Source organism: Rhodococcus sp. Ni2 (genome assembly GCF_021352185.1).
GTDB classification, from domain to species: domain Bacteria; phylum Actinomycetota; class Actinomycetes; order Mycobacteriales; family Mycobacteriaceae; genus Rhodococcus_F; species Rhodococcus_F qingshengii.
Genome location: NZ_WOXZ01000001.1, coordinates 958,339 through 978,293 on the forward strand (window position 1 = coordinate 958,339; position 19,955 = coordinate 978,293).

Below are 19,955 nucleotides of genomic sequence, written 5' to 3' on the forward strand. Positions count from 1 at the left end.
AATTCGACCGTCAGTTCTTTCGTGATTCGAATCTTGTGTGATTGCGGTTTTGCCACTACCACGTCTTCTCCTTGAATCGCAGGCCGATCGACGCCGGAATCTGCTTGGAGGAGATGCGTTGACGGAACACCCAGTACGTCCAGCCCTGGTAGATGATCACCACCGGCGTCATGAATGCCGCGGCCCACGTCATCACCTTGAGCGTGTACGGACTCGACGACGCGTTCTCGATGGTCAGGCTGTACGCCGGATCCAGCGTCGACGGCATGACGTTCGGGAACAGCGAGGCGAACAGCAGCACGACGGTGGCGATGACGGCCACACAGGTGAGAACGAAAGCCCAGCCTTCGCGCTCGGCCCGTGTCAGGAAGACGACGCCGATCAGTGCGGCAGCAGCGGCGGCTACCAGAATCCACGTCCATCCCTTGCCGTAGGCGAGTTGCGTCCACAGGACGAATCCGCCGGCGACCGGAATAGCCGGAATTGCCAGTCGTGCAGCAATCTTCACGGCATCTTCACGAACCTCGTCGGCACTCTTGAGTGCCAGGAACACTGCGCCGTGGAGAGCGAACACTAGCGCGGTGGTCAGACCGCCGAGCAGCGCGTACGGATTGAGCAGATCGAAGAATCCCGACTCGACCTGCTTGTCGGCGTTGATCGCCACGCCCCGAACGATGTTCGCGAAAGCCACGCCCCAGAGAACTGCCGGGACCCAGGAGCCGAAGATGATGCCCCAGTCGCAACGCTGACGCCACTTGTCGTCGTCGATCTTGCTCCGCCATTCGATGGCGCAGATCCGAACGATCAAGGCCACCAGGATGATCAGCAGCGGTAGATAGAACCCGGAGAACAACGTCGCGTACCACTCCGGAAATGCCGCGAACATCGCGCCACCGGCCGTGATCAGCCACACTTCGTTGCCGTCCCAAACCGGGCCGATCGTGTTGAGCGCTACCCGTCGACGCGTATCGGCCGGGAGGTCACTGCCTCTGCCGACGATCGGCATGAGCATCCCGACACCGAAGTCGAACCCTTCGAGGACGAAGTACCCGATGAACAGTACTGCGACGAGCACGAACCATACTTCTTGAAGTCCCATGATCGCCTCCTAGTACGCGAACGACAGTTGTTTGGGCTTGTCCGGATCTTCCGGCTCATCATGATCTGTATCGCCCGGCGGATGCATGTCGTGCTCCAACGGGCCTTCCTTCGCGTACCGCACGATCAGCTTGAACCAGACGACTCCCAGCGCTCCGTACAGCAGGGTGAAGGTGATCAGCGAAGCCCAGACGGTAGCCGACGCGTGGTCCGAAACACCTTGGTCGACAGTGAGTCTGATCATGTCGACGCCGGTCGGGTTGGGATGCACCACCCAGGGCTGACGGCCCATCTCGGTGAAGATCCAGCCGGCGCTGTTCGCCATGAACGGAGTGGGGATCGCGACCAGGCTGAGGATTCCGAACCACTTCTGGTCCGGGACCCGCCCCTTACGAGTGACCCACAGTCCCGCGAGAGCCAGTGCTGCCGAACCGGCGGCGAGGCCGATCATGGCGCGGAAAGACCAGTACGTGACAAAGAGATTCGGTCGGTAGTTACCCGGTCCGAAGTCCTGCTCCGCCTGCTCCTGCAGTTGGTTCACGCCTTGCAGTTCGACGCCGGTGAACTTGCCCTCGGCCAACCATGGAAGAACGAACGGCACCTTCAGAACGTGCGTCACGCTGTCACAGTTGTTGTGTGTACCGATGGTGAGGATCGAGAAGTCCGGATCCATCTCGGTGTCGCACAGCGATTCCGCCGACGCCATCTTCATGGGCTGCTGCTGGAACATGAGCTTGCCTTGGACGTCACCGGTATAGATGATGCCGATTCCGGCCACGATCATGACGAGCAACGCGAATCGTGTTGCCGGACGGTACATCGTGCGCGCGTCGGACTCGAGGCGTTCGGCTTCGGCGGCCTCAGCCTGCTTGGCGCGGCGCATGTTCCGCACCATCCACCAACCACTGATGCCGGCAACAAACGTCGCCGCCGTCAGGAAGGCACCGGCAACCGCGTGCGGGAAGGCAGCAAGAGCGGTGTTGTTGGTCAACAGCTCCCAGATACTGGTGAGCTCGGCACGACCCGTTTCAGGGTTGTACGTCGCACCGACCGGATGCTGCATGAACGAGTTGGCCGCGATGATGAAGAACGCCGACGCGTTGACGCCGATCGCCACGAGCCAAATGCACGCCAGGTGTACAAGTTTGGGCAGCCTGCCCCAACCGAAGATCCAGAGTCCGATGAAGACGGACTCCATGAAGAAGGCAACAAGGCCTTCCAACGCGAGCGGAGCTCCGAAGACGTCACCGACGAATCGCGAGTACTCGCTCCAGTTCATGCCGAACTGGAACTCCTGCACGATGCCGGTGGCTACACCGAGTGCGAAGTTGATGAGGAAAAGCTTGCCGAAGAACTTGGTGAGCCGATACCAGTGGTCCTTTTTGGTGACCACCCACATCGTCTGCATGATCGCGATCATCGGCGCAAGTCCGATGGTCAGCGGAACAAGGATGAAGTGGTAGACGGTAGTGATACCGAACTGCCACCTGGAGACGTCCAAAGTATCCATTGGCTACTCCGAGAGTAGGGCCCTGGGACAGGCTTCGGGGTTCGAGACGCGGGCAGTCGCTCGGCCCCTGCGGACACGGTACTGCTGTCCGGTTTGGACCGCAGGACTTTGCTACTACCAAATGTAGTAGAGACCTGTCGCGATTCCTATTCGCCTATCGCCCTGCCGAATCCGAATCAATTGCACGTTCAACCAATTCCGCGAATTCCCCGGAGACCTTCGGCTCTGGCAATGTGAGCCCGTCGAGTGTATGGACGCGTGCGGCCAGCGTGACGCTCGAAACCATCCACACTCCGTCGGCCGCGATCAAATCCGCAGGTCGGAGGGTTTCGTATCGGCAATCGAAGCGAGCACTGCCGGCAACGTCGAACAGGGCGCGCTGCGTAGTGCCCATCAAAATGCCCTGTGCGGGAGGCGGTGTGATCAAAGTCCTGTCCCGAACGATCACCACCGTCGAGCGTGGCCCCTCCAACACATTGCCCTCGGAACTGACGAAGATCACATCGTCAGCACCCAAATTCGCCGCATATCGAAGCGCTGCCATGTTGGTTGCGTACGACAACGTCTTCGCGCCCAGTAGCTGCCAGGGTGCCCGGGCAGAGAGATCGACAGAGAAACCTCGCTCGAGAGTCATCACCGACAACCCCGATTCGCGGACCTGTCTGACCCGATCGGCCACCGGACCGACCATCACGAAGGCTGTCGGCTTGTCACCGCTCTCACGGCCGCGGGTCAGAACAAGACGAAGAGCGCCTTCCTTCTCGGTCCCCCACTCCTCGGCAGCCATCTCGATCGCCAGACGCCAATCATCGAGAACGGGAGCGGGCAGACCGAGTGCCCGCGCGCTCAGAACCAGTCGACTCAGGTGTCCCTCGACCACCCGGGCGCGGCCGTCGCGTACCAACAGCGTCTCGAAGACTCCGTCGCCGCGCACCACCGCCAGGTCGTCGGCGTGCAGAAACGGTGCGTCAGCATCGAGCACCTCATGGTCGAGAGTCACCAATACGCGATCAGGCATGCCATCAACCCTAACGATCCGCCAAGCCGCCGGGGCCGCCCTGTAACCGCGATCCCGCCCACACTCCTAGACTGGTCTCGTGGTCGACAACGCTCTTGTGCCCAACAGCCCACTTCTGACTTCCCCCGGCGCGGTCACCGCACCGGACGGTTCGGCCGACATCGGTGTCGCGTGGCACTACGGCGATCCCCTCGGCGAACAGCGAACCGCGCAGCGCGCAGCAGTGGTGGTCGACCGCAGTCACAGATTCGTGATCGCCATTCCCGGCGACGAACGCCTCACGTGGCTGCACACGATTTCGAGCCAGCACATCGCCGCGCTCCCCGACGGCAAGAGTGCCGAGAACTTGAGCCTGGACGTCAACGGACGCGTCGAGCACCACTTCGTGCAGACGGACCTGGCAGGTGTCACCTGGATCGACACCGAGGCGAACCGCGGACCCGACCTTCTCTCCTTCTTGAAGAAGATGGTGTTCTGGTCCAAGGCCGAACCTCGAGACGGCAACGAACTCGCGGTCCTGAGCCTGATCGGACCCGAAGCGTCAACTGTCCTCGCCGCACTCGAGGTTCAGACACCCACCGAGGCCTACGACGCTCACGCCTTGGCCGACGGCGGATTTGTCCGCCGCATGCCGTGGCCTACCGAGAACTCTTTCGATCTTCTCGTCCCACGTGAGCAACTGGCAGCGTGGTGGACCAGGCTGACCGATGCCGGCGCCAAGCCCGCCGGCAGTTGGGCCTTCGAGGCACTGCGCGTCGAAGCGACGAGGCCTCGCCTCGGACTGGACACCGACGAACGGACCATCCCGCACGAGGTCCACTGGATCGGTGGGCCGGCCGAGCACGGCGCCGTCCACCTCGACAAGGGGTGCTACCGCGGTCAGGAAACCGTCGCCCGAGTTCACAATCTCGGCAAGCCCCCGCGCCATCTCGTCATGTTGCACCTCGACGGCAGCGCCGAAGCCGTCCCGGAACCGGGTGACCCGATCACGGCGGGCGGACGGGCCGTCGGACGCGTCGGGACCGTCGTCAATCATCACGAGCTCGGCCCCATCGCACTCGCTCTGATCAAGCGGAACATCCCGGTCGACACCGAACTGATGGCCGGCCCCAGCGCTGCGTCCATCGATCCGGATTCGATCGTCGCGGACGACGCACCCCAGGCCGGACGTGAGGCTGTCAACCGATTGCGCGGAAAGTGACGGGCACGGTCGACGCGGTCTGCGTCGTCCACACCGAACGTGACAGTGGCGTCAGGCGAGTCCCCCGTACCGCGATCGACAAGCGTCCCGTCGACGGCCGCGTCGCGGTAGGACGACTCGGTCTGGGTGGCGACTACGTCTGCGACACCGAGTTCCACGGCGGTGCCTTCCAAGCTGTCTACGCGTATCAGCGCGACGAAGCGCAGCGTTGGTCGGACGAATTGGGCCGACCTCTCGGCCCCGGATGGTTCGGCGAGAATCTTCACATCAGCGGGATGCTCGTCACGGACGCCGTGATCGGCGAGCGTTGGCACATCACCGGAGCCGAGGCGTCGGACGTTCTCGAACTCGAGGTGACCGCGCCCCGCGTCCCGTGCGGCACCTTCGGCATCTGGGCCGCGGAAAAGGGCTGGGTCAAAAGATTCACCGAGCGGACCGACGTCGGCGCCTACCTTCGCGTCAACCGGACCGGCACGATCGCCGCGGGCGATTCGGTCACCCGAGTCCACGTACCGGATCACGGAGTGACTGTTCGAGAGGTCTTCGCCGGAACGGATCCTGAGCGGCTTCGACGGCTCCTCGCAGAACACACCGACCTTGCACCGAACGTCACCGCGCGCGTCCAGAGGTTCATCGAACAAGCAGAAGCGCAGGTGCACTCGTGAGTATCGAATTGGTGGAAGTGGTCCGCTCCGGATTCCGCGAATGCGTGCATCGCGGATCGGCCGTCATTCTCGGCGCCGACGGCGAGGTCGTTGTCGGACTCGGGGAAATTCACACACCCATCTACCCGCGCTCGGCGAACAAGCCGCTGCAAGCCGTCGCTGCGCTTCGTAACGGCTTTGCACCCACCAGCCCGGAAGAGCTGGCCGTCGCGTCGTCCTCACATGCGGGCGAGGCCGATCACATCGAACTGGTCGCAGCGCTTCTCGCTCGCTACCAACTCGGTGTCGACCAGTTGCAGTGCCCCTCCGATCTGCCGGGCAACGAACTGGCCCGAGCCGAACTGATCGCAGCGGGCGAGCTTCCCAGCCCGATCTACATGACCTGCTCGGGCAAGCACTCCGCGATGCTCGCCACGTGCGTCGTGAACGACTGGCCGCTCGAGACGTACATGGAGCCGACTCATCCCCTCCAACTCGCGATCCAGGAGACGATCTTCGATCTCAGCGGCGAGGAAGAGCAGGAACTCGGCATCGACGGTTGTGGTCTCCCGATCGTGCCGCTCTCGCTCACGAACCTGGCTCGGGCATTCGGACGCCTGCCCTCGGCTGAGCCCGACTCACCCGAACGAGCTGTGGCCGACGCGGTCCGCGAGAACCCCTTCCTCGTCTCGGGCACCGGCCGCAACGATCAGCGCCTGATGTCCGCCGTGCCGGGTCTGTTCTCCAAGACCGGATACGACGGCATCTACGCCGGAGCGCTTCCCGACGGTTCCGCTTTCGCCCTCAAGATCGACGACGGTCACGAGCGGGCGCTCCTGCCCTTGGCGGCAGCTCTGCTCAAGCGGATGAACACCGAGTGGACCGAGGAGTTGGCGGCTCTCGCATCCGCTCCGGTCTTCGGCGGCGACGCCCGAGTGGGGACGATTCGCGCAATTCCCGGAAACTTCTGAGCAGTTCTCACAAAGTTCTGACGAGTTCTTTCAGCATCCTGGCAGCTCGCGGCCATAGTGAGAGCAATCAGACACGGCGGTGAGGCCTTCGTGGAAGCGGAAGCGACTTTTCCACGCTAGAGTGTGTGTCAGGAAACTTACACACTCAAACGGGGCCGCCAAATTCCCCAGGCCGCCCCGCGAAAGCGCGAGGGGGTCAGCCATGGGCCGCGGCCGGGCTAAGGCAAAGCAGACCAAGGTTGCACGCGAATTGAAATACAGCGTACCGACCACGGATTTCGACAGCCTGCAAAGAGAGCTCGCAGGTGGATCGACCAACTCGCATCGGAGCAGTGTCCGATCGGACCAGACTTCCGATAGGGAAGGGCATGCGCGAGAGGACGACTACGACGACTGGCGGCGTTGACCGCGCACTGCCACCGCGCAGACTGTGAAATGAGGAAGAGCTGATCGCTCTTCCTCATTTTTGCGTTCCATTTTCCGCCTCGCGTCTGCTTGCACGGACACACAAAACTGCCCCACCGGATCTCTCCGATGGGGCAGCTGACGTTGCGGTCTAGAAGCGCGGGTGGTCTCCGGCCAGGAACGCACGCTCTGCAGCGGCGTCCGACGCCTTCTTGACGCTACCGAGCGTCCAGCAGTCGATGTGGCGTGCGGTGAGGACGGCAAGTGCGCGGTCGACGTCCTCGGGTGCGACGACGGCGACCATGCCGACGCCCATGTTGAACGTCTGCTCCATCTCGGCGCGCTCGACGCGTCCGCGCTGCGCGATCATGGCGAAGACCGGAGCGGGGCTCCAGGTTCCGCGATCGAGTTCGGCGACCAAGCCCTTGGGCATGACGCGCGCGAGGTTGTTGGCGAGGCCGCCACCGGTGACGTGGCAGAACGTGCGCACGTCGGTCTCGGCAGCGAGTGCCAGGCAGTCCTTGGCGTAGATCTTGGTGGGCTCGAGCAGCTCCTCACCGAGCGTGCGGCCGAACTCGTCGACGTGTGCGCTCAGGTTCATGCGGTCGATCTCGAGCAGGACCTTGCGGGCCAGTGAGTAACCGTTGGAGTGCAGTCCCGAAGAACCCATCGCGATGACGACGTCGCCGGGGCGAACGCGATCCGGTCCGAGCAGCTTCTCTGCCTCCACGACGCCGACACCGGTGGCGGAAAGGTCGTAGTCACCGTCGGCCATGATGCCGGGGTGCTCGGCGGTCTCGCCGCCGAGGAGAGCGCAGCCGGCCTGGATGCAGCCCTCGGCGATTCCGCTGACCAATTCCGCGACGCGCTCGGGGATGACCCGGCCGACGGCGATGTAGTCCTGGAGGAACAGCGGCTCGGCGCCACAGACGACGAGGTCGTCGACAACCATGGCGACGAGGTCGAGTCCGACCGTGTCGTGCTTGTCCATCGCCTGCGCGACAGCGAGCTTGGTTCCGACGCCGTCGGTCGATGCGGCGAGCAACGGCTCCTTGTAGTCACCCTTGAGGGAGAACAAGCCGGCGAAACCACCGAGGCCACCCATGACCTCGGGGCGGCTGGCCTTCTTGGCCAGAGGGGCGAAGAGTTCCACCGCCCGGTCGCCTGCGGCGATATCGACTCCTGCTGCCGCGTAGGAGGCGCCTGCGGTGCGGTGACTGTCCTCGGTCATCGGGTTACTACTCCAGCCTTGTATTTCTCGCGAGCACGTATTGCTCGTGCACAGGTAAGTGGTCTTGCAATGTGAAGTGTTTGCAATCCTCGTGACGCGAGATGGATCGTTCGACTCGAGACCCAGAGCGCGCACACAAATACCGACGATTACGCCCATACGCTACCGGACCGGCCCCCTCGGTGAGACCTCGCGTACCCCGAGACGTCAGTTCTGCAGCCGCGCACCGATCGAGGCGTGCAGTGCGCGCAGACTGTTCTGCCCGAGTGCGACCGTCTCGGATTCGATGTGTTTGAGGAGGTGTCCGTCGTGGACGACCTTCTCGCTCGACTGGATCAGTACCGTCCCGGCTCCGGTGAAATCGAACTGGCGTTCTTCACCGGTGTTCGCGCCGAACATGCTTCCGCGAACCGCGCCCAGGAAGCTCTGCATCCAGTCGGCATCGAAGTGGTGGGACGGCGACGGGCAGTCGGCCCAACCCACCAACGCCTGCGGGTCGATGCGCAGCGGCGGCTCCGCGAACATGACCGGGCCATTGGACGACGCCAGGAACTTGCCTGTCCCCAGTAGCGTCAAAAAGCCTGGGACGATGGACTGTTTGAGGTCCAGGCTGGTCTCGAAGGCGAGGAGATTGGCCGCGCGAATCGTGAGGTTGCCGTCGTCGAGGTCGTAGGAATTGATGTTGAATCCGCGGTCCCCGAGGATCAACTTGCCCTGTCCCTGAGCGAGCACCCAGTCGTCCGCGTAGAGCGGTGAAGAAAACCTGGCCGCGACGATCGCTGTCATGCTCGTGCGCCCGAGCGGCTCGAAGTTGATGTTTCCGTAGTACGCGATCATCGCGCCCTTGGACGTGAACCACGGTTGTCCGGCCATCTCGACGCAGAAGGCGTAGTCGTTGCCCGGGACGTTGTCGTTGGCGGGCAGAGTTGCCGGATTGTGAATTTCGATACCCATGCTCTGTGCCCTCTCAGAACTTCTGCTCGGACGCCTGGACCCAAACGGTGCCGGCGCCGGTCATCTTCAGCTGGATGGACTCCCCCGAGCCCTTGCCGACGGCCTCGCGCCAGCCGACGTTCGCGGAGATGTCGACGTTGATCTGACCGATGTGGCACACGTATGCCTGCGGGTCGACGACGACCTGAGGATTGTTCGGACCGACCTGCAACGGAATCGCGCCCCCGTGCGAGAGAACCGCGACGCTTCCCTGGCCGTGCAACTGCGTCGTGAACAGTCCTTGACCGGTCATGGCGCCGCGTACTGCTCCGCGCACACCGCCCTGCGACGTGAGAGCGACTATCGAACTCTGGAGGTAGCCGTCGTGTGCGAGGAGTCGGTCGGCTTCGACGGTGAGCATTGACGACCCGTCGAGGTGGATGACCTCGACGTACAAGCCGGCGTGCCCGTAGAAGACCTCACCGTTTCCCTCGGCCGCCATCATGCGTGCGTGTTCGCCGGACATCATGCGGCCGGCCATCCCGGCGATCCCGCCCATGTTCGGCATGGCGCCGGGCCCACCGCCCATGCTGTGCGGGATGAAGCGGACGTCGCCGGTGTAGTAGAGCATCGACCCGGTGCGGGCGAGCACGTTCTGTCCCGGTGCGAGGGTCGACTTGACGACCTTGCTGTTCACCAATTCCAACGGCATGGGTCAGCGCTCCTCAGGCTGGATGTAGACGACACCGGATCCGTCGAATCGCAGCGAGAACGCTTCACCGCTGCCACCGCCGATCGCGGAGCGCCAGGTGACGTCGGTGACGAAGCTCTGGTTCAGCTGACCGCGGTGAGCGACGAAGGCGTCGGGATCGGCAACCAGCGGATACTGCGGGCTGACTTCGAGCGCGATGATCGGTCCGCCCTTCGACAGCACGGCCACCAGACCGGTGCCGCTGACGACAGTCGTGAACAATCCCTGTCCGGAACCTGCGCCGCGGAGGCCGGCAAATTTCACGTCGGTTCGCAGTTGTCCGACCAATGCGAGCAACTGTGACGCTTCCACGTGCAGAGCGTCGTTGTTGAGCTCGATGATCGTGATGTCCTGGGCATCGACCGCGAAATAGACGGTGCCTTGACCACTGACTTCCATCAGGGACAGTGATTCACCTGCCGCCTTCTGTTTCAGCGCGGCACGCAGCCCGCCACCACCGCCCATTCCGGCGTTCTTGAAGGTGATCGCACCCTCGTACGCCACCATCGAGCCGTTGATCGCTTTGATGGTGTCCCCCACCAGGTCTGCGACCAGTACCCGGTGCCCATCCATTCTCAGTTGCGCCACGGAGGGCACTATGCCAGATGCTCACGACGTATGCCGTGTCGTGGAACAGAAAGTCGTGAACAGAAAATCTGCCGCCCACATGCTGTGGACGGCAGATTCTCGGCTGTCGAATTTCAACGATTCTGATGTTCAGGGGCGGCTGAGCGCGCTCGCATTGTCGTTGTCGCGAGTGGCCGTCGAACCTGCGGTGCTCTCGAGCATCCCCTCGAGGACGTTCTTGCCGATCGACGTTTCCTTGGGAAGCGCGATCGGGTAGGTCCCGTCGAAGCACGCGGCGCACAGACGGCTGGCCGGCTGCTCGGTGGCGGCGATCATGCCCTCGGTGGAGATGTATCCGAGGGTGTCCGCTCCGATGGAACGACGCACACCGTCGAGCATCTCCTCGAACGTCGCATCCTGTCCGCCCGCGCCGTTGGCAATCAATTCGGCCGGTGAGGCGAAGTCGATGCCGTAGAAGCAGGGCCACTTGACCGGCGGCGAGGCGATACGGACGTGAATTTCAAGGGCGCCGGCTTCGCGGAGCATCCGGATGAGCGCACGCTGGGTGTTACCGCGGACGATCGAATCGTCCACCACCACAAGGCGCTTGCCGCGGATGACTTCCTTGAGCGGGTTGAGCTTGAGCCTGATACCGAGCTGACGGATGGTCTGCGACGGCTGGATGAAGGTACGGCCCACGTAGGCGTTCTTCATCAAACCCTGGCCGTAAGGAATGCCTGAGCCCTGTGCGTATCCGACGGCTGCGGGGGTGCCGGACTCGGGAACGGGGATGACCAAGTCACCTTCGGCGGGATGCTCGCTGGCGAGCAGACGGCCGATCTCGACGCGGGTCGAGTGGACCGAACGGCCACCGATGACGCTGTCGGGACGGGCAAGGTAGACGTACTCGAAGACACAGCCCTTGGGCGTCGGATTCGCGAAACGCGAGGAGCGGACGCCGTCGGCGTCGATCGCGAGTAGCTCACCGGGTTCGATGTCGCGAACGAACGACGCACCGACGATGTCGAGGGCTGCCGTCTCGCTGGCGACTACCCAACCGCGGTCGAGTCGACCGAGGCAGAGCGGGCGGATGCCGTGCGGATCGCGCGCTGCGTACAGCGTGTGCTCGTCCATGAAGGTGAGGCAGAACGCGCCCTCCAACGTGGGAAGCAATTCCATCGCGGCCTGTTCGATGGTGCTGTCGCCGGCAGCGTGTGCCAGGAGACCACCGATGAGGTCGGAGTCGGAAGTCGCGGCATTGGGGCGCTTGTCGTTGACCAGGCCGGCTGCACGGGTGCGGCTCGCGAGTTCAGCGGTGTTGACCAGGTTGCCGTTGTGGCCGAGCGCGATGCCGGTTCCGGCAGTGGTCGTACGGAAGATGGGCTGCGCGTTCTCCCACGTCGTGGAACCGGTGGTGGAGTAACGGCAATGTCCGACGGCGACGTGACCTGGCATCGCTGCGAGGGTCTGCTCGTCGAATACCTGACTGACCAGGCCGAGATCCTTGAACACCAGCACCTGGGAGCCGTCGGCTACCGCAATGCCGGCAGCTTCTTGACCACGGTGCTGAAGTGCGTACAGGCCGTAATAGGTGAGCTTCGCCACATCCTCTCCCGGCGCCCAGACGCCGAATACACCGCATTCTTCGCGGGGCTCGTTCTCGTCCTCGTCGGACGGGTTCGAAGCGAGGAGATTTGGACTGTTGACCGACAGATCGGCACGAGTCACCGGGCGCTCCCTTTGTGGGCAGGGGTTGGGGGGCACCCACAGTCTACGGCCATTTTGGGACTCACTTCCCCTGAGGGCTGCCTTGGCTCTCAGATCACGCCGAAGCGAACCGGATGGTCTCTCACTGTTACTGCGTCAACCACTCTGTTGCTGCGCCAACCCCTCTGTTGCTAGGTCAACCGCAGCAGTGGGAGCCAGTGCGCAATTTCGGGAGCGCGGCTACCTGAGGCGTCGACTCTTCCGTCACCTGAGGCCTCGGAGAACTCGAGCAATCCGGTGACCATCTGCAACCACGTCCGAGCGTCCGTCTCGACGACGTTGGGCGGGGTTCCGCGCGTGTGACGCGGACCTTCGATGCATTGCACCGCAACAAACGGTGGGACCCGCACCTCGACGCTCGATCCGGGGGCGATCTGTTCGAGAGTGCGCGCACTCATCTTCACTGCCGCACCGAGTTCACTGCGAGAAGGCTTCGGCAGTTCCGGATCTCGAAGCCACGGGCCGACGGCCAGGACGGCGGCACGAAATTCGGCGGGGTCGACGGCGCGGCAGGGCGGCATCAGTTCACTCCATGTCTGCGAGTAGCGATACGAACGGCAAGTGCGCCACCGGCATTCGTGGCCAGGTGCAGCAGGGCGGGGGCAAGTACGCTGCCGCCCCGGCGGTGCAGCCACTCGAACAGCAATGCCGAAGCGCCGGTGAACGCCACGGCTGCGGGAACGTTGTCGCCGGCACCGCGGGCGGGGGCGACGTGCCACAGCCCGAAGGTCAGTGCGTGAACAGCCTGCGCGGTCGGCCTGTTCAGTTCGCGGCTCCAGACGGCCGACATCGCGCTACGGAACAACAGTTCCTCGGAGAGCACCGTCCCGAACGGGATGTGCAGGATGATCCATTCGAGGAAGTCTTCGCGGCCGTCTGCTCGCTCGTCGGCAGCGAGAGTCGCGCGCAAGGACGGAACGGCCAAAGCGACGCTGTAGCCGGTGAGGACCGCCCCCGCCGCGGCTCCGCCGAACTGAGCACCACCACGAATGCCGGTGTGCGCCAAGCCGAGTTCCTCGCGGGTGTAACCACGTGCGAGTAGGACTCCGATCGCCGACAGACCGGCCGCGGTGTTGACCACGGCGCGGGCACGAGGCGAAAGACCGAATGCCGGAAGCACGACGTTGCTCCAGGTGATCGCGGTAGCGGAGAGCGCGATCGAGGCGACTCCCCTCACTTCTCGGGGCCCTCTGATTTCACGGCGACAACCAAAGCCGATCGCACCCGCTCGGTTTCTGCGGCCGTCCATCCCTCGGGCTGGGCAACGCTGATCCAGGCGTCCAGAACGGAGGTTCCGTAATTGTGACCATGGCCGTCCGGAACTCCCGCGGCGTTGCCGAGGTCGGCCGACACCTGCCAGAACGTCACGACCGGGAACCACTTCATCGACGGTGAGCGGTCGAATCCCGGTACTTCCTTGAGCCACTCGGGACGATTGAACATGAGGTCGGGCGACCACCACACCACCGGATCGGAAGGGTGCTGGACAAACAGAACTCGCGGCTCCGGCCACGTCATCCCGTCGGTCGGAATGTCTTCGGAGCGATCCGCGAACCGCACGCCGGCCAGGCCGTCCGCGTATACGGGCGCTACTTCGGGGGTGCCTGGATCGCGCCTCTTCTCGATCGAACGCCACAACTGCGTCGCGTTCGGTGGGCCAACCCACAGAATTCCGTCGGCGGTATCGCGCGCCGCCTGCAGTGTGTCGAAGGCTCCGGCGCCGGCCATGACGCCGAGGCTCTCGCCGTAGACCATGAACTTCGGCCTGGTGGCTTCCGGTTCCTGGAGCCATCTTTCGTGTACCCGCTCGATCAACAGGCGTCCGGCAGCTTGCGCCTTCTCCTGGTCGGCGAGGAACGAGATCCAACTCGGCAGGTACGAGTACTGGCTGGCGACAAGAGCAGTGTCGCCGTCATGCACAAGTTCGATTGCCTGTGCCGCAGTGGGATTGACCCACCCCGTACCCGTCGTCGGAATGACCACGAGGACCTTGCGTTGGAAGGCGCCGGTTCGCTCCAGCTCCTTGATGACCAGATCCATACGCTCTTCGGGATCTTCGGCGCTTTCAAGTCCGGCATATACGCGAATCGGATCCATCGCAGGCTTACCGGTTGCCGCTTCGAGTTCCTGCGCGTCGAGTCCGCGCGAGACGAAGTTTCGTCCCTCGAACCCCAATGTGTCCCAGGGAGCGGCTGATTCGGGGCTACCCGATTTCATCGGATCCTGCGGTTCGACGACGCCGTCGCGAGTGGTCGAGTTCTGCAGACTGAAGATCGAGTTGGTCGCTGCATAGATTCCGCGGACCAGGACGCCGTCGACCAGCATGAAGAACAGGACGGTGACAACCAGGACACCGACGCCATTGGCCACCGACCGTGACCAGTGGAACCGCCGCATCAGCTGTCGGGCAATCAGTTTCACCAGATCGTGGAGGACCCGCCAGATCGAGATGAGCAGGCCACCGACGAGCAGGCTCAGTCCGAGGGTTCGGATGTAGCCGGAAGTGGTCGTGCCTTCGGCATCGGTCAGTGCCGCGATTTCACGTTGCCACCCGGCCGCGTAGACCAGCATGATGATCGCCGCGACGATGGACGCGACCGGAACGAAGACCTTGATCGCGGAAGGCACCGGCTCGGGCAGTGGCCACCACCGTCGCCCGCTGAGCAGGTATCGCTCGACAGCCCAACCGATCGCAGTACCGACGCCGTAGCCGATGGCCGAGTTGATTCCGCCGATCAGACCTTGGAAAAGCCAATCACGCGGCAACAGCGAAGGGGTCAACGACCAGCAGAAGAAGAACGCGGCAAACGCGATGCCGGTGAAGTCGAGTTTGAGGAGCCCCCACGCCCACTCGGTGAAGCGGTTGTCGAGCTTCTCGAGGGGTGCGGGAACAGCCAGCCGCAGGTGGTGTTCCTGCGGCTGGCTGTCAGAAGAAGTCAGTTCTCCGGAATCGACCATCTATCACCCGAACAGTGCGGGCAGCGTTCCCTCGAAGGCCTCACGGAGCTTGGCCATCGTGACGGAGAAGTGTCCCTGGACCTCGACGGAGTCGCTGCCCTCGTCGACGACCCCGATACGCGTCCACGGCAAGCCGCGGGCGGTGCACATACCGGTGAAGCGAGTCTCCTCGGTACGCGGAACTGCAACGAGGACGCGTCCCGACGATTCCGAGAACAAGGTCACGAACGGATCGGCGCCCTCGGGAATCAGGATGCGGCAACCGGTTTCGCCGGCCAGCGCGGCTTCGACGACAGCCTGGGCCAGTCCACCCTCGGAGAGGTCGTGGGCTGCGGTGACGAGACCGTCACGCGAAGAGGCGAGCAGAATGTCGGCGAGCAGTTGCTCACGGGCGAGGTCGACCTTCGGCGGCACGCCACCGAGGTGACCGTGCTCGACCTGCGACCAGATGGAGCCGTCGAACTCGTCGTGGGTGTCGCCGAGCAGGATCAGCGTCTCGCCGGGCTCGAGTCCGAGGCCCGTCGGGATGCGGCGGTGAACGTCGTCGATCACACCGAGGACGGCAACCACCGGCGTCGGCAGGATTGCCGTGGATCCGGTCTGGTTGTAGAAGCTGACGTTGCCGCCGGTGACGGGGATTCCGAGGGTGGCGCAGCCGTCGGCAAGGCCGCGAACGGCCTGCTGGAACTGCCACATGACACCCGGGTCCTCGGGAGAACCGAAGTTCAGGCAGTTGGAGACGGCCTTGGGCGTTGCGCCCGTGACTGCCACGTTGCGGAAAGCCTCGGCCAACGCGAGCTGCGCACCGGTGTACGGGTCGAGCGCGGTGTAGCGGCCCGAAGCGTCGGTGGACAGTGCGATTCCGCGTCCGGTCTTCTCGTCGATGCGGATGACACCGCCGTCGGCGTTCTCGGCCAGGACGGTGTTTCCGCGGACGTAGCGGTCGTACTGCTCGGTGATCCACTTGCGGCTGCACAGGGCAGGCGAGGCGATCATCTTCAGCAGGGTCGCTTCGAGCTCGGCGTCGGTTTCGGGACGCTTCAGTCCGGCAGTCGTATTCGCGATCAAGGCATCCTGCGTTGCCGGACGCTCGACGGGGCGGTGGTAAACCGGACCCTCGTGCGCGACGGTGCGCGGGGGAACGTCGACGACGGTCTCGCCGTGCCAGGAGATGGTGAGGTGCTCACCGTCGGTGACCTCGCCGATGTCGGTGGCCAGGACGTCCCACTTCTTGCAGACCTCCATGAACGCATCGACGTTCTCGGGCGTGACCACGGCGCACATGCGCTCCTGCGATTCGCTCGAGAGCACCTCGGCCGGGGTCATTCCGGTGGCGCGCATCGGAACCTTCTCGAGGTTGATGTGCATGCCGCCGTCGCCGGCCGCGGCCAGCTCGGAGGTGGCGCAGGACAGCCCGGCGCCGCCGAGGTCCTGGATGCCGACGACGAGGCCGGCCTTGTAGAGGTCGAGACAGCACTCGATGAGCACTTTCTCGGTGAACGGGTCGCCGACCTGAACCGCGGGCAGCTTCTTACGTCCGCCGGTGTCTCCACCCTCGTCGTCGAACGTCGCCGACGCGAGGACCGAGACGCCGCCGATTCCGTCGAGACCGGTGCGTGCGCCGAACAGGATGATCTTGTTGCCCGCGCCCGAAGCGAAGGCCAGATGCAGATCCTCGACGCGCATGACGCCGGCAGCGAGGGCGTTGACCAGCGGGTTACCTGCATAGGACTCGTCGAAGACCGTCTCGCCGCCGATGTTCGGCAGGCCGAGGGAGTTTCCGTATCCACCGACACCGCGCACGACACCGTCGACGACGCGACGGGTATCGGGGGCGTCAGCAGCACCGAACCGAAGCTGATCCATGACGGCGATCGGACGAGCACCCATGGCCATGATGTCGCGGACGATGCCGCCGACACCGGTCGCCGCACCCTGGTAAGGCTCGACGTACGACGGGTGGTTGTGGCTCTCGACCTTGAACGTGACTGCCCAGCCGTCACCGATGTCGACGACGCCGGCGTTCTCACCGATACCGGCCAGCATGTTGGCGCGCATCTCGTCGGTGGTGGTCTTGCCGAAGTATCCGAGGTGGACCTTCGAGGACTTGTACGAGCAGTGCTCGCTCCACATCACCGAGTACATCGCCAGTTCGGCGTCCGTGGGACGGCGGCCCAGGATCTCCTTGATGCGTGCGTATTCGTCGTCCTTGAGACCGAGCTCCTTGAACGGCTGAGCGGCATCGGGATCAGCCGATGCGTGCGTGACGGTATCGACCTGGTGAGCAGACACTGGAGAGTGGTCCCTTCCCTACGGGAGTCAAGAGGCAAGCCGGCGCGGAGCGGGACACCACGAATGTGCCCAACGAAAGAACGTGCCGGGGGACAGTCTATCGGTGTGGGCCGACGACTTCCGCAGACGGCAGCACCCGCAACACCTCCGGGCCTGCGAAGTATCGCCGGTCACACCCGCCCCGGTTGGGTGATCCGGTCGGTTTTCCTAAAGTCAGGGCCGGCCCACTCTCTCCCTCGAAAGGTCTCGCATGCCCCAGGATGTTCGTCAGTCCGACCTCACGGCACAGTCCCAGTCGGTGACCACTCCCCTCACTCCGGCTGCAATTTTCCTGGTCGCGACCGTAAATCCGGGTGGTGAGAACACCACACGAGAACTACTCGCCGACGTCGCCGGCCTGCAGCGCGCCGTGGGGCTGCGCGTCCCCGGATCAGGTTTGGATGTGGTGACAAGCATCGGTTCGTCGGTTTGGGATCGACTGTTCGCCGGTCCGCGCCCCGCGCTACTGCACCCGTTCGCCGCTCTACAGGGTGACGTTCACTCGGCGCCGTCGACTCCCGGCGATCTGCTCTTCCACATCCGCGCGATGAGCATGGATGCGTGTTTCGAGGTGGCTCGGCAGATCACGAAGCGACTGCACGGCGCAGCCACGGTGGTCGACGAGGTTCACGGCTTCCAGTACTTCGAGAACCGAGACCTCATCGGCTTCGTCGACGGCACCGAAAATCCGGTGGGCCGCGACGCCGTCGCCGCCGTGACTGTCGGAGACGAAGATCCTGCGTTCACCGGAGGAAGCTACGTCCATATCCAGCGCTACGTCCACAAGATGCGGGACTGGGAAGCAATCACCGTCGACGAGCAGGAACGTGTGATCGGACGCAGCAAGCTCGAGGACATCGAGATGACGTCCGAAGTGAAGCCGGCCAACTCGCACGTAGCCCTCAACGCAATCAAGGACGAGAACGGCAAGGCTCTCGAGATCCTGCGTGCCAACATGCCGTACGGGCGCCTCGGCGACGACGAGATCGGCACCTTTTTCATCGGCTACTGCCGCACGCCGGCGATCACCGAACGGATGCTCGAGAACATGTTTCTCGGCAACCCTCGCGGCAATTACGACCGTCTGCTCGATTTCTCGACGGCCGTGACGGGCTCGATGTTCTTCACTCCGAGCGCCGACTTCTTCGAGGATCTACCGGCTGCGCCCTCTACGCCCACTGGGCTCCCTGCACTTTGACTACGCGCCCTCTAACTACGCGGCGTGAGGAACGCACCGAGCGCGTCGGCATACATGCGGACATCTGCCGCGCCCATCAGCTCGCGGGCAGAGTGCATCGCGAGCTGAGGCGCGCCGACGTCGACGGTGGACAGTCCGGTGCGTGATGCCGTGATCGGTCCGATGGTGGAGCCGCACGGCAAATCGGCGCGGTGGACGTAGCGCTGCATCGGCACTCCCGCCTGATCGCACGCGAGCGCGAATTCGCCGGCACCGGCCGCATCGGTGGCGTAGCGCAGGTTCTGGTTCACCTTGAGTACCGGCCCACCGTTGATCTCGATCCGATGAGCGGGCTCGTGGCGGTCCGGGTAATTGGGGTGCGTCGCGTGTGCCATGTCGCCCGACGCGCATACCGAGCCGGCCATCGCCTGCAGGAATTCTTCGCGGCCACCACCGCGTCCCAACACGATCCGCTCGAGCACGGTGTTCAGCAGGTCCGAGAAAGCTCCGCGATCGGACATGCTGCCGACCTCTTCATGATCGAAGAGAGCAAGCACTGGGACCTGCTGACCGGGCGACTCAGCCGCGGCCAAAAGTGCTTGTGTCCCTGCATAACACGTGCCCTGATTGTCGAGCCTGGGGGCGCTGACCAATTCCTTGTCCACCCCCACGACTGCGCTGGGCGCAAGGTCGTGTGTCATCAATTCCCAGCCGAGAACCGACGACGCGGCTACACCCGCACGCTCGGCGACAAAGCCGATGAACGACTTGGGCTTCGAACCCACGCCCCAGATTCCGTTGACGTGCCTCTGCGGATCCAGCGTCACACCCTTGCGATCTTCGGACAGGTGGATAGCCAGCTGCGGAACACGAAGAATCGGGTCGTCGATGCGAACCAGCTTCTGCTCCACAGTGTTTCCCACCCGGACACTCAATCGTCCGGAGATACCGAGATCGCGGTCGAGCCAGGAGTTCAGCCACGCACCGCCATACGGTTCGAGGCCCACCATCTGCCACCCGGCCGAAGTGAGGTCGGGATGCTGTTTGACCCGCAGGTTGGGGCTGTCGGTATGACCTCCGACAATCCGGAACGGAGCGGTACTTCCCACGCCCTCGGTGCTCCAGGCGATCAGCGAACCGCCTCGCATGAGGAAGTACCGTCCGGGCTCGGCTGGCCACGACTGCGTTTCGTGGACTTCGACGAACCCGCCGGCCGTCAGCTCGGTCGCCACCGTCGCGCACACATGGAACGGCGACGGTGACGAATCGACGAAGCTGCACAAGCCGTCTGCGTCGGCCCCGGTCGGAGAAGCCGCCCCGGCCCGAGCCGTCCGAGAAGTCTGAGAAGTCATGCCTCTCATCATGCCCGAACAGGTGTCCGGGATATCAGTGG

Annotated in this window: 18 protein-coding genes; 5 read left to right on the top strand and 13 right to left on the bottom strand. The window is 64.0% G+C overall.

From position 1 onward, the window contains the following. Positions 1-55: 55 nt before the first annotated feature. The 3 genes from cydB to GN300_RS04535 all read right to left on the bottom strand — a co-directional run bounded on the left by cydB (position 56) and on the right by GN300_RS04535 (position 3,626). Complete coding sequence (gene cydB / locus GN300_RS04525; RefSeq protein ID WP_003939727.1) at positions 56-1,099, bottom strand: cytochrome d ubiquinol oxidase subunit II; 1,044 nt, start codon at positions 1,097-1,099, stop codon at positions 56-58. Positions 1,100-1,108: 9 nt separating this feature from the next. Next, positions 1,109-2,608, bottom strand: coding sequence for a cytochrome ubiquinol oxidase subunit I (locus tag GN300_RS04530; RefSeq protein ID WP_042451401.1), 1,500 nt, complete (start codon positions 2,606-2,608; stop codon positions 1,109-1,111). 154 nt (positions 2,609-2,762) lie between these two features. Then, entirely contained in the window at positions 2,763-3,626 is an 864-nt protein-coding gene (locus tag GN300_RS04535; protein ID WP_007733829.1) for an aminodeoxychorismate lyase, read from the bottom strand. Between the two features lie 79 nt (positions 3,627-3,705). On the opposite strand from GN300_RS04535, the gene GN300_RS04540 reads away from it, so the two are divergent. The 4 genes from GN300_RS04540 to GN300_RS04555 all read left to right on the top strand — a co-directional run bounded on the left by GN300_RS04540 (position 3,706) and on the right by GN300_RS04555 (position 6,848). Then, positions 3,706-4,827 carry a folate-binding protein YgfZ gene (locus GN300_RS04540; protein ID WP_007733828.1) on the top strand — a complete coding sequence of 374 codons (1,122 nt, stop codon included), beginning with the start codon at positions 3,706-3,708 and terminating at the stop codon, positions 4,825-4,827. Further along, complete coding sequence (locus tag GN300_RS04545; protein ID WP_030535239.1) at positions 4,824-5,492, top strand: MOSC domain-containing protein; 669 nt, start codon at positions 4,824-4,826, stop codon at positions 5,490-5,492. The genes GN300_RS04540 and GN300_RS04545 overlap by 4 nt, the downstream gene beginning before the upstream one ends. Further along, entirely contained in the window at positions 5,489-6,442 is a 954-nt protein-coding gene (locus GN300_RS04550) for an asparaginase (protein ID WP_003940365.1), read from the top strand. The genes GN300_RS04545 and GN300_RS04550 overlap by 4 nt, the downstream gene beginning before the upstream one ends. 202 nt (positions 6,443-6,644) lie before the next feature. After that, positions 6,645-6,848 (top strand): DUF3073 domain-containing protein, encoded by a 204-nt coding sequence (locus GN300_RS04555; protein ID WP_003940337.1) that lies wholly within the window; start codon positions 6,645-6,647, stop codon positions 6,846-6,848. A gap of 150 nt (positions 6,849-6,998) precedes the next feature. On the opposite strand, the gene purM is transcribed toward GN300_RS04555, so the two are convergent. From purM to purL, 9 genes are all read right to left on the bottom strand, one after another. Further along, the gene (gene purM / locus GN300_RS04560; protein WP_003940225.1) at positions 6,999-8,078 is read right to left on the bottom strand and encodes a phosphoribosylformylglycinamidine cyclo-ligase; all 1,080 of its coding nucleotides are present in this window, start codon (positions 8,076-8,078) and stop codon (positions 6,999-7,001) included. Positions 8,079-8,285: 207 nt separating this feature from the next. Continuing rightward, entirely contained in the window at positions 8,286-9,032 is a 747-nt protein-coding gene (locus tag GN300_RS04565) for an AIM24 family protein (RefSeq protein WP_003939813.1), read from the bottom strand. A gap of 13 nt (positions 9,033-9,045) precedes the next feature. Further along, positions 9,046-9,723, bottom strand: coding sequence for an AIM24 family protein (locus GN300_RS04570; RefSeq protein WP_003939918.1), 678 nt, complete (start codon positions 9,721-9,723; stop codon positions 9,046-9,048). A 3-nt stretch (positions 9,724-9,726) separates the two neighbouring features. After that, positions 9,727-10,335, bottom strand: coding sequence for an AIM24 family protein (locus tag GN300_RS04575; protein ID WP_003940441.1), 609 nt, complete (start codon positions 10,333-10,335; stop codon positions 9,727-9,729). Between the two features lie 144 nt (positions 10,336-10,479). Then, positions 10,480-12,057: an amidophosphoribosyltransferase gene (purF, locus tag GN300_RS04580; protein ID WP_003940541.1), complete on the bottom strand. Its 1,578-nt coding sequence runs from the start codon at positions 12,055-12,057 to the stop codon at positions 10,480-10,482. Positions 12,058-12,227: 170 nt separating this feature from the next. Beyond that, positions 12,228-12,617, bottom strand: a complete 390-nt coding sequence (locus GN300_RS04585) for a sterol carrier family protein (RefSeq protein ID WP_063315843.1) — start codon at positions 12,615-12,617, stop codon at positions 12,228-12,230. After that, on the bottom strand, positions 12,617-13,273 hold the full coding sequence (locus tag GN300_RS04590) for a CPBP family intramembrane glutamic endopeptidase (RefSeq protein ID WP_042451413.1): 657 nt from the start codon (positions 13,271-13,273) through the stop codon (positions 12,617-12,619). Before GN300_RS04590 ends, GN300_RS04585 begins: the two co-directional genes overlap by 1 nt. After that, on the bottom strand, positions 13,270-15,054 hold the full coding sequence (locus GN300_RS04595; RefSeq protein WP_003940273.1) for an alpha/beta-hydrolase family protein: 1,785 nt from the start codon (positions 15,052-15,054) through the stop codon (positions 13,270-13,272). Before GN300_RS04595 ends, GN300_RS04590 begins: the two co-directional genes overlap by 4 nt. A gap of 3 nt (positions 15,055-15,057) precedes the next feature. Then, on the bottom strand, positions 15,058-17,346 hold the full coding sequence (gene purL, locus GN300_RS04600; RefSeq protein ID WP_003940379.1) for a phosphoribosylformylglycinamidine synthase subunit PurL: 2,289 nt from the start codon (positions 17,344-17,346) through the stop codon (positions 15,058-15,060). Between the two features lie 250 nt (positions 17,347-17,596). Between purL and GN300_RS04605 the strand changes: the two genes are divergently transcribed. After that, positions 17,597-18,583, top strand: coding sequence for a Dyp-type peroxidase (locus GN300_RS04605; RefSeq protein WP_063315842.1), 987 nt, complete (start codon positions 17,597-17,599; stop codon positions 18,581-18,583). Positions 18,584-18,594: 11 nt separating this feature from the next. Here the strand turns inward: GN300_RS04605 and GN300_RS04610 are convergent, their stop codons facing one another. Beyond that, positions 18,595-19,914 carry a M18 family aminopeptidase gene (locus tag GN300_RS04610; RefSeq protein WP_063315841.1) on the bottom strand — a complete coding sequence of 440 codons (1,320 nt, stop codon included), beginning with the start codon at positions 19,912-19,914 and terminating at the stop codon, positions 18,595-18,597. Positions 19,915-19,955 lie beyond the last annotated feature (41 nt).